The organism is Fibrella musci (assembly GCF_041321105.1).
GTDB classification, from domain to species: domain Bacteria; phylum Bacteroidota; class Bacteroidia; order Cytophagales; family Spirosomataceae; genus Fibrella; species Fibrella musci.
The window spans coordinates 356,730-367,668 of record NZ_JBGGWD010000002.1 but is presented as its reverse complement, the minus strand read 5'-3'; the positions used below and the strand labels follow the sequence as shown (position 1 = coordinate 367,668).

Genomic DNA, 10,939 nt, shown 5'->3' with positions numbered 1-10,939 from the left:
TGGTGCGGGCGGGCACGGTGGCCCGCCCCTACCTAGTACCCGAAATTCTGCTTGAGGTTCGGGTTGGTATCCAGCGCCTGTTGCGGAATTGGGTAAACGGCACGGAAGTCGGGCGTTACCGACGGTTTCTGATCGAAAGGCTGCGTGAACGTACCGAAGCGGATCATATCGTTCCGGCGCCAGCCTTCCCAATACAGTTCGCGGCCACGTTCGGCCAGCAGGTTTTCGAGCGTTACCGTGCCCAGCGCCGTTACGCCCCGTGCGGTACGTAGTTGGGTGACCAGGCTGGCAGCCGTAGCGCCGCCCGTAGCCGCGCCACCGCGCAGAATAGCTTCGGCTTTCATCAGGAGCACATCGGCATACCGGAAGAACACATAGTCATTGCCGGGGTTATCGGGACGAACCGGGTCAATTGGGTATTTGATAACCCGGATACCGTTAGCTTCACCCGCATACAGCAAGTTCAGTTGTGGCGTGAAATCGAGGGGATTCCCCGCCCGGTCTGTCAGCTGCCGACCGTTTTTGTCGGTTTGTACACCGGCCAGGAAACCAGCCCGGATACCGGTTGAGTCGGTCATGCCTGGGATCGACGCACTCCGGCGCTGATCGTTTGCTTCGAAGCTCTGGTAGAAGTTCGCCAGCGTCGTGAAGCCGTTCCAGCCACCACCAAACGGTTGGTTGTAGTGCATCGTCATCCGGTACCGGTTCTGTACGCTACCCACGGCCGCGCCCCGTTCGTTCTGAATCACGAAGATCAGTTCATTCGATCGGGTTGTGTTTTCCCAGTGGAAGTTGTCGAAATACTGACCAGCGGGTTCCAGCGAATAGTTGCCACTGGCAATGATCGCGTCACAGTTGGCAATCACTTGGTTCATGTCGGCGGCCGGGAACGTAAACGGACCAGCTGGCGTCTGCGGACTGTTTGTGAAAACGGCCCGGTTCAAATACACTTTCGCCATCAGGAAACGAGCGGCATCGCGCGTGGCCCGGCCCGGTGCTTTGGTCGCCGGAAGGTTGGTAATGGCGTAAGTCAGGTCATCGATGATGAACTGCGTTGCCTCCGTACGGTTCAGCACCCGTGGGTTGGTATCGAAGCTATCGGTCGCCTCCCGGAACGGAACCTGACCGTACAGATCCACGATGTTGAACATGAAGAACGCCCGAAGAAAACGCGCCTGTGCCTGCACCGACGTGTTGTTGGCGGTAGCGGCGGCGGCAGCCACTTCGGTGGTGCGGAACAAACCGGTGTTCAGTTGGTTCCAGGCACCGATAATCTGGTTGTGGGTAGCATCCCAGGTGTGCTGGTGCAGCCGGCGCCAGGTACCGAAGTCATCCCAGTCGGTGCCGCGCGTTGGCCCCATCATTTCATCCGACGAATGTTCTTCCATGGCGTAGGTATTCGCCTGGTCGGTCAGCGGGTTCAACTGTTGGTAGGCACCGTTCAGAAGCTGTTCGAGGTTAGCAGAAGCTCCCCCGGCATCGATGGTCGTGGGTCGGTCCAGCACGCGGTCTTCCAGATTCGTGCAGCCGGCCGAGGCTATCAGTAGGGCACTGGCAGCAAGGAGCGGAAATTTAAGAGTTGTGTTCATTGAGTTAATAACGTTAAACGACATCCGATTCGGATTAGCTAAATCGAATTGTGTAGTAGCTTAGAAACTGGCACTCAGGCCCAGCGTGAACGTGCGGGCCGACGGGAACGACGTGTAGTCGATGCCCAGCGAAGGCACACCATCCAGCGTTTTGTTGGTATTCACTTCCGGATCGATACCGGTATAGCCTGTCAGCAGCAACAGGTTCTGGCCCGTCAATGACAGACGCAGGTTGCGGATACCCGACGAAGCGGGCAGGTTGATGCCCCGGCTCAGCACTACGTTCGAGAGGCGGACGAAATCGCCTTTTTCGAGGAAGCGCGTCGATACAACGGGCGGGTTCAGGCGGTTTTCGCCGTTGGTCACCACGTCGCGCGTTACGTTACGACCAATACCCAGGTTACCTTTCACGAAGATGGCGTTCTTGGTATTGTTGTAGAGGTAGTTGCCACCTGCACCCGTGATGAACAGGTTCAGGCCCCAGCCCTTATAAGCCAGGTTGTTGGTCAAACCGAAGTTGTAGGTCGGGATGGCTGAGCCTACGTAGGCCAGTTGCAGCGTCGGGTCGGTATACGTACCGAAGCCTTGCTCGTCAAAACCCGTGAAGGTGGGCATGAAGAACGAGAACAGCGGCCGACCACCCACGATCCGTTGTGCGTAGGCACCCGACAGACCTTGTCCGTTAATGGCACCGGCGTTGTACAGACCGTTGAAATCCGACACCTGGTTTTTGATGAACGTCGCGTTGGCCGATACATCCCAGGTAAACTCGCTACCCCGTACTACGTCGTAGTTTACGGCAAATTCAACACCCCGGTTGCTCACGTTGGCAGGCAGGTTGATCCAGCGGGCACGGGCCGGTGCCGGAGCTGCATACAGAGCTTCGAAGAGCAGATCGGTCGTATTCTTGTCGAAATAATCGATCGTGGCAGTCAGGCGGCCATCGAGGAAGCCCAGGTCAAAACCAGCGCCAAACTGACGGGTTTGCTCCCAGCGCAGGTTCGGGTTGTCGACGAGGTCGCGACTCGTGGCGTTGTTGTTGGCGTCGTAGGCGTAGCGAACGTTGGTGATGTTGGCCGGGAACTCCTGGTTACCCGTAATCCCGTAGTTAGCCCGGAACTTGATGTCAACGCCTTTGCCTTTCAGGAATTCCTCTTCCGAGATTTTCCAGCCTGCTGCAAACGACGGGAACGTACCGTACTTGTTCTGCGGCCCAAACTTCGACGAACCATCGACCCGGACCGTGGCGGTCAGCAGGTACTTATCGTTGATGTTGTAGTTTACCCGACCGAAGTACGACTGCAACTCACTTTCCAACAGATCAGAACCGGCTTCGAACGCTTTGTTCTGGCCTGAGTTGTTTACACCCGTGATGTTGTTGGCGTAGGGGAATACGGCCGTCGGCTGAAACAACTGCGCCTGAATATAGCTGCCTTTGCTCTGGAACTTCTGATAGGCAAAACCCAACAGGGCGTCGAATGCGCCAGGGCCCAGTTTCCGGTTGTAGCTCAGCGTATGCTCGAGCAGTTGGCTGCGGCGCGACCGGTTCTGAATTACCGCCCGACCGGCGTTCTGCGCAATCGATTCGCTGAAACCGGGCAGGTTGCGCTGAATAGAGGTGCGCCGCTCCGATACCGAATTGTCGAGACCTACGTTCAGTTTGTACGATAGCCCTTCGATGATCCGCCACGTAGCGCTGACGTTACCCAACGTCCGGCTGGTGTTACCCACGTCATCGATGCCGTTGAGCAGCGATACCGGGTTACGGAACGCCACGCCATTGGGCACGCTACCAGCATAGCCGTCTGGGTTGTAGTACCGTCCCTGACTGTCGTAGATTGGGTACGTTGGGTTGGCCTGAATGGCTGCCCCGATGAGGTTACCCTGGTAGCCAGCGTTGTCGCCGTTCGGGATGTAGATGTCACGAACGCCCGCCGTTGTCAGCTGCATGTCGATCGTTACTTTGTCGTTGAACAGCTCGTGCGAGGCGTTGATCCGACCCGTGATCCGGCGCAGGCCAGCTTTCTTGATGATCCCCTGCTGATCTGAATAACCCAGCGAGAAGTTATAGCGGGTATCGTCGTTACCACCACCGTAGCTGATGTTGTAGTTCTGCGATACGCCCGTCTGGAAAATCTGATCCTGCCAGTTGGTGTTGGCCGACGCGCTGTTGATGGGCGTAACGGCTACCCCCGCGCTCTGAAGCGCCGCCGGGTACTCGGCTGCCGACAACAGATCGTAGCGTTTCAGCGGTGAACTGATGCTGGTATTAGCCGAAATGTTCAGCGTCCGTTGGCCGGCCTTGCCTTTCCGGGTGGTGATCAGCACCACACCGTTGGCGCCCCGCGCCCCGTAGATGGCTGCCGATGAAGCATCTTTCAGTACAGAAATATTCTCGATATCGTCGGGGTTCAAAAACGTAAGGGGGTTCCGGGCTGTCTGTGTACCGGTACCAAAATCACGACCGCCGTCTGAGACATCGCCCCCGTCGAGCGGTACGCCATCGACTACGTAGAGCGGATTGTTGTTTGACCGGATCGACGTTGTACCCCGGATACGGATGTTAACCCCCGCGCCCGGTTCGCCACTGGCTGGCGTGATCTGAATACCAGCAGCACGGCCCTGAAGCAGTTGTTCAGGTGTCGCGATGACCCCTTTGTTGAAGTCCTTCGTGCCTACCGATACAACCGATCCTGTAGCGTCTTTCACGCGTTGCGTGCCGTAACCAACGACTACAACCTCGCTCAGCGTTTTGTTGTCTTCGACGAGTGTGATGTCGATCGTCTGGCGGTTACCAACCGTTACTTCCTGCGTTGCATAGCCGATCGAGCTGAATACCAATACCGATGTGGGCGTGATGCCCGTTAGCCGGTACTTCCCTTCGGCATCGGTGGTTGAGCCTCTTGTCTGGCCTTTGATCTGAACGGTAACGCCGGGCAAGCCGATACTGCCGCCCGATTCGGTCACCTTACCAGTTACGGCAGCCTCCTGCGCAAACGCGTGGGAGAGAGTAAAAAGCATGAGCAGCGTGAAAACTGCCTTCCATAGGTTTGCAAGTGTGCTGATAGCTGGTCTGTGTCCAGCATCAACAACCTGACCCACTTTTGAGTAGGGTTTGTTGTCCATAAATGGTTGACTTGTTAAGAAATTGGCTTATAAACCATTCCTTTCGTCTTGCTTGAGTACTAAAGCAGACAAAGCCAAACAGACAACGGGGACGCCGGCAAGATGTATGTAAAAAAGATGTCACGTTGAGTATTGACTCTTTCTGTTTTATAACTGCACAAAACAGGTATGGTCTATAGGGCGAATTACAATAATAAGATTGAAAAGTTCAAATGGCGCTTAGCACATCTTGTCAATAAAAGTGCGGGATTAATTGAATAGTTCCTTACTTAATTGTAAGAAAAGGCGCCAAAATCTTGATATTAGCCAATTATTAGTCGATAATTACTAAAAAACAGGTTGGAAAAAAGATAGAAACAATACTGTATAAGATTACGGAACGATGATCCATTACCGTTGACAAGCTACCCGTCAGTAGCTAGCCGGTAGGTTCGACTGGTAGTAGCGATTAATAGTCTGGGAAAGTGGGTCGAGTGCAGGCGCTATTACGGAGTGACACCTGCACTCGACCACTAAAAAACTCACCGAACCCGGCTCAACACAGGTTTGGCGTTGTTGATCAGGCTTAGTAAATAGCGTTGCTTGCCTACCATAAGTGGGCTAACCTGCTTCACTTCGCCATTGGTCAGGTAACCGCTTTGCCGGCTCGACAGCACCTGGAACGAACATTTCTTCTGGTTCATCAGTACCAATCCCTGGCAGGCGTCGATCATCCCCAATTGAGGGGTAAAGTGAGTGAAGTTGCCACCCAATACAAGGTCCTTTCGGCCATCGTTGTTGAGGTCTTCGCAGGCGATCGCATTTACGCAAGTCATCTGCACGGCAGCGGGTAGGTCGCGTATGGTAAAATGCGGGATACCCCCCGGTCCTTTGCCGTCATTTATAGCAACAATAGAGCGCCGGTACGTAAGGGTTTTGACTTGGCATTTGTCGAGTACGTCGGCCGTAAACAGATCCTGCAAGGATTTGGTAGCGTAATCGCTATGTTTCAGGATTTTGGTTTTCAGGAACGGAAACTGCTCGGCCATTTCGCGTTTCAGAAAGACAGGTACGTCGCGGCCGTCTATAGTTTTGGTTGTCACCTTGTCGAGGATGCCGTTCTTATCGAAATCATTGATCCAGAGCTTTAGCGGATGGTCAGTGTCGGCAGCCAGCGAAAAATTCTCACCAATGTTCCCCAGCACCATATCATTGTCGCCATCGCCATCGAGATCGGCGATTCCTACACTACCCCAAAGGCCATTGATATTGGTGAAACCGACGTCTTGCTTAGAAAACCGACCGTTAACGTACCCAAAAACAGTGGGTTCCATCCAGTCACCAGCAACGATCAGCTCAGCGCGGCCGTCGCCCGTCAGGTCGGCCCAGGCGGCGTCGCGCACCATGCCTACGTTGACCAGTTCAGGAGCAAGGCGTGGGGTTACATCCGTAAATTCGCCCGTGCCGTTGTTCTGGTAGAGGTAACTGGTAGGGGTAACGCCATATTCCTTGGGGTAACTGCGGCTACCCACAAACAGATCGAGGTCGCCATCGTTGTCGAAGTCGTACGGGATCGCCACGGCGGTGTTCATTGTGGCGGGCGGTAGCGCGCGGGCATTCAGCGTAAACTGTCCTTTGCCGTCGTTCATCAGCAGGCGATCGCGCAAACTGCCTGACCCCGTAGGAACTTCATTGCCACCACTGCCTATATATAAATCGAGATCGCCGTCTTTATCCGCATCGAAAAAGAGGGCAGCCGTGTCTTCAAAGTCACGGAACTGGGCCAGCGCAGGTTGCACCGATGCCGTGAAGCCATTACCTGTCTGAATATACAATTGACCGCCCTGCCCCTTGGCACCGCAGATGTACACATCCTGACGGCCATCGCCATTCACGTCGCCGATTGCCGCTTTTGGGCCTTCCTGCGATAGCTTCATGGGAATATTCCGTTCGTCAAAGAAGTCTTCGTACCTGTCTTCGACATGCGCAGCAAATGGAGCCGGTACATTGGTGAGGAGCGAGGAACCTTCGCGGAGATTTTGTTCCCCGCCCTTGGCTTTGAGGGGCGAGGTCTTTGCATCCTCATGTGCCAGCGCCAGCGTTGTGCCCGCTTTCGGCGATCGCACCAACGTACTGCGGTCATCGGGCCACGTAATTCGTACGGAATCGATGCCGGGCAACGTACCCAGCCCAATAGTCTGCACGTATTCGGTACTCGACTGAAAGCCCCGCGACGGCGCTATGTAGCGGCTGATGATCTGTTTGCCCGTTGGACTTGAGACAAACACCTCGATCTTCGACCCAATGGCATACGTATTCTGACCATCGCCGGTCAGCTTCACTTTCAGAAATTGGTTGCCTGCTGCCTGCTTGTCCGCGTGATTTTGATACACAAAGCAGGGCTGATTGACATTGTTGACAACCAGGTCGAGGTCGCCGTCGTTGTCGAGGTCGCCGTAGGCAGCCCCGTTTGAAAAGGAAGGTTCGTCGAGGCCCAGATCGGCGGCTTTTTCGGTAAAACGCAGGTTTTTCTGGTTGCTGAAAAAGCAGTTGGGAATGGGCCGCGATGGCATATTCCGAACAATCTCATCGAACTGCTTTTTCTCGCCGGACAATACCATTTTCTGGGCGACTTCGTTGGCAAAGAAGTCAATGAAATCCTGGTCGATGATGTCGTTGTAGATGCCGTTGCAAACAAACAGATCGTTGTAACCATCATTCTCGGCATCGAATAACAGCGCGCCCCAACTCCAGTCAGAGGCTGCGACCCCGGCATAGTGGGCAATCTCGCTGAAGGTACCATTCTGATTGTTGAGTTGCAGGCAGTTTTGCTGAAGCTGGTTGTAAAAGCCTTTGTCGCGCTTCAGGCCAGCTACGTAATGGTTCTCAAATGACGTGGTGGTTTTTAGCCGCAGCTCATCGCGGGGCAGCATTTCGGTCGTGAAGATTTCCGCGTAGCCGTCGTTGTTGATGTCGCCCATATCGGCCCCCATCGACGCAATGCTCAGGTGCTTCATCCGCTCCTCGATTTCCTCCTTAAACCCAGTGTGCCGCCCCGACGCGTCGTGCTGATTGATGTATAGGTAATCTTTCTCGAAAAAGTCGTTAGAGACGTAGATATCGGGCCAGTTATCGCCGTTGACATCGCCAATAGTTACGCCCAGCCCGAAACCAATCAGGCTGCTATAGATATTTTCTTCTTTAGAAACGTCGACGAAGAGCGGGGCTGTGGGCGTGGAGCTTGGGGTCTGGGCGCCTTTTATCCCCCGCTCCACGCTCATATTGCGCATGAGCCGGTCGCCACCGCCTTTCAGGAAGTCTTTAACGGGCCAGTCTTTGGCGGGCAGGGTGCGGTTGTTCTCGAAGTTGAGCGTATTGACCGGGATGAAGCTGTTGTTCAGGATGTAGCAGTCGAGATCACCGTCTTTGTCGTAATCGAAAAAAGCAGCGTGGGTCGTGTAGCCGTTATCATCGAGACCATACAGGTGGGCTTCCTCTTTAAACGTGGGTACGCCATCGGGGCCGTTACCCTGGTTGATATACAGCTCTTTACGCTGATCCACACCTTTCTGGTAACCGGCGTAACACACGTAGATGTCGAGGCGGCTGTCGTTGTTAATGTCGACCATGACCACGCCCGTTCCCCATTTGCCTTTGCTGCCAACCCCGGCCCGCTCGGTGATGTCGTCAAACTTCCAGGGTTCGCTACCCTGTTTGCCCCGGTTCAGGAATAGCTTGTTTGACCCCATATTGGCCGTGAAAAAGATATCGGACCACCCGTCGTTGTTGAGGTCGCCGATGCCTACGCCGCCGCCATTATAGAAGTTGCGATAATTGAAGATGTTGAAGTCAGCCCGGTTTTCGACCTTGTTCTGAAACGTGACCCCAATGGTCTCGTTGTCCATTTTCTCGAACAACGTATCGGATTTTTTAGACGAACAGGCTGAAAAGAGAAAAACAAGCAGGCAAGCACCCAGGGCGAGCCGAAGGGCTGCTGATTCAGGCATAGGTTGGTTACGGTACATTTGTCAAATTTACCCAACGATAACGAGAGCGGTGGTTAAAAAAATACGTTGAGTTGGCGGTCAGTAAAGTAAGCTCGCGCGTGGGGAGCCCGTGACCGTGATGGTAGGCTTACGGTAGACCAGCAGGCCATTCAGCCGTTTCCAGGTCTGGCGGTTCTGCATTGTATTGAAGTTGCCGGTTTTGCCGGTCAGGTGAATCACGATTTTGTCGTCTGAAAGCGATTCGATCGTCAGCTCGCCCTCGGTCATCAGAAACCCGTCGCCGGTACGTTTCGCCTTGTCACGTACCCGGCCGATCATGATGCTGCCAGCCACCTGATTGTCGATGGTGATGGTTCGTTTGACGGGGCGCTGGGCAAACAGGTCTTGGCTGTCCAGCGTGATAATGGTGTTGCTTTCGTACTGATCGAACAGATTGAGCCGTAGGGTATTGGCCGTAACGGTCACCTCACCTTTAAAACGGCTGTCGGCTGGGTAAAAAGCATCACCATCCATATTGATCTCAAAGTGGGCTTCGCCCTCCTTTAGATTTTGATACACCGTTTGGGCATCGGGTTTGGTAGCACAGCTCAGTAGACAGAGACTGATCAGCAGGGGTAAACCAAAAAAGCGCAGACAATACATACTACAAAGAAACAGGTTGAATGCAAATGCAGAAAGGCCCGCTAGCGGGCCTTTCTGGAACTCTGCTGAATAAAGCGGCTTAATAGCCCGCGTTTTGTTTCAGGTTCGGGTTCGACGAGGTAGCGTCCGCCGGAATCGGGAACAAAATTGTCGTAGCGTCTTTTTTGTCGACGCCCGTGCTCACCAAGAATTTGCCATAACGTACTTCGACGGGCCGTTTGCCCCCTTCCCAATACGTTTCGCGGCCGATTTCATCGAACATCGACTCTTCGTTCAGGGAGGCCAGCGCTGATGCGCCGCGAATTTTACGCAGATCGTTAACCAGCGCCAGAGCACCGGCGGCATTTCCACTACGCAGCAATGCTTCGGCTTTCATCAGATAAGCGTCGGCATAGCGCATCAGGATGTACTTACCAGCATCAGCGGGGTGATACTTGATAACCCGAATCCCTTTGTCGGTGGGGCAGCCCGAGAGTACTACGTCGCGAGTGAACTGAAGCGGCTTTTTAGCCCGGCTGTCATTGATTGCCACCCCTTTGTCGTCGTACTGCTGACCAATCAGGAAACCACGGCTGATGCCTGAATACTGCGTACCGTCTTTTTTCGCAGGTACGCCTTTCCGAACATCTTTATCTTCAAACTTATCGTAGAAGTCTGCCAGCGTAGCAAAACCATTCCAACCCGACGGGTTCTGGTCGTAGTGGAGCGTCATGTACCAGCGGTTCTGGGCGGTACCTTCCGGGCTGGTGAAGATGATCTCATCTTTCCCTTTCTCCGTGTAGGTAGCGTAGTAGTCTGTATTCAGCTTAAAACCGGCTGCCGTAATGGCGTCTACGTATTTGGCTACCTGATCCATATCGGCCTTGTCGAAGGTGTAGGGGCCTTCGGGTTTGGCGGCCTTGTAAACGGCCTTGTTCAGGAACAGCTTTGCCAGCAGGAAGTTAGCGGCGGCTTTCGATGCGAATGAGTTTTCGCGGTTGGCCGGTTTCGCTTCCGGTAGCGCAGGCAACGCTTCCGTTAGATCCTTCACAATGAAGTCAAACGCTTCCGAGCGGCTTTTCACTTTCGGATTGTCGTTTACCCCTTCACTCAGTTCCCGGAACGGTACCTGTCCCCAAGCATCCATGACGTGATACATGTTCCAGGCACGCAGAAACTTGGCCTCGGCAATTTGCTGAGCGTTGGCATCCGAACCACCAATAATCTGTGTGTTCTTGTACACCCGTTGGTTCAGGGCGTTCCAGGCATCCCTGACCGCCGAGTGCGTAGCATCCCAGGTGTGCTGGTCAAGTGTCCGCCACACGCCATTGTCGCCCCAGTCAACCCCCCGTGTAGGTGGAATCATCTCGGCGGTGGTGTGCTCGTTCAGCGCGTAAATATTGCCCTGATCGGTATACATGCCCAGATCCTTGTAAGCAGCTACCAGAGCCTCGGAAGCGTTGATTTTTGAGCCACCCGTTGAACCGGCGGTATTCACGACAATGGAACTGTTCTCTTTAACTACCAGGTCGGTACAGCCCGACAGAGTAGCAAGACCAACACTCAAACCGAGTGTAAGGAGATTGATAGATCCTCTCTTGTTCATTGGTTTTTTTG

At 54.2% G+C, this 10,939-nt stretch carries 5 protein-coding genes; all 5 read right to left on the bottom strand.

All coding sequences use genetic code 11. From position 1 onward, the window contains the following. Window positions 1–32: 32 nt before the first annotated feature. Window positions 33–1,589, bottom strand: coding sequence for a RagB/SusD family nutrient uptake outer membrane protein (locus ACAW74_RS07215; protein ID WP_370697518.1), 1,557 nt, complete (start codon window positions 1,587–1,589; stop codon window positions 33–35). Window positions 1,590–1,649: 60 nt separating this feature from the next. Next, window positions 1,650–4,610: a SusC/RagA family TonB-linked outer membrane protein gene (locus ACAW74_RS07210; RefSeq protein WP_370697517.1), complete on the bottom strand. Its 2,961-nt coding sequence runs from the start codon at window positions 4,608–4,610 to the stop codon at window positions 1,650–1,652. A gap of 626 nt (window positions 4,611–5,236) precedes the next feature. Continuing rightward, the gene (locus ACAW74_RS07205) at window positions 5,237–8,701 is read right to left on the bottom strand and encodes a VCBS repeat-containing protein (RefSeq protein WP_370697516.1); all 3,465 of its coding nucleotides are present in this window, start codon (window positions 8,699–8,701) and stop codon (window positions 5,237–5,239) included. A 78-nt stretch (window positions 8,702–8,779) separates the two neighbouring features. Continuing rightward, complete coding sequence (locus tag ACAW74_RS07200) at window positions 8,780–9,343, bottom strand: hypothetical protein (protein ID WP_370697515.1); 564 nt, start codon at window positions 9,341–9,343, stop codon at window positions 8,780–8,782. A 79-nt stretch (window positions 9,344–9,422) separates the two neighbouring features. After that, window positions 9,423–10,928, bottom strand: coding sequence for a RagB/SusD family nutrient uptake outer membrane protein (locus ACAW74_RS07195; protein WP_370697514.1), 1,506 nt, complete (start codon window positions 10,926–10,928; stop codon window positions 9,423–9,425). Between the last annotated feature and the right edge of the window lie 11 nt (window positions 10,929–10,939).

Excerpts from the sequence above, each read along its gene's own strand:
- ACAW74_RS07215 (WP_370697518.1), bottom strand. The coding sequence starts at position 1,589 with ATGAACACAACTCTTAAATTTCCGCTCCTTGCTGCCAGTGCCCTACTG.
- ACAW74_RS07210 (WP_370697517.1), bottom strand. The coding sequence starts at position 4,610 with ATGCTTTTTACTCTCTCCCACGCGTTTGCGCAGGAGGCTGCCGTAACT.
- ACAW74_RS07205 (WP_370697516.1), bottom strand. The coding sequence starts at position 8,701 with ATGCCTGAATCAGCAGCCCTTCGGCTCGCCCTGGGTGCTTGCCTGCTT.
- ACAW74_RS07200 (WP_370697515.1), bottom strand. The coding sequence starts at position 9,343 with ATGTATTGTCTGCGCTTTTTTGGTTTACCCCTGCTGATCAGTCTCTGT.
- ACAW74_RS07195 (WP_370697514.1), bottom strand. The coding sequence starts at position 10,928 with ATGAACAAGAGAGGATCTATCAATCTCCTTACACTCGGTTTGAGTGTT.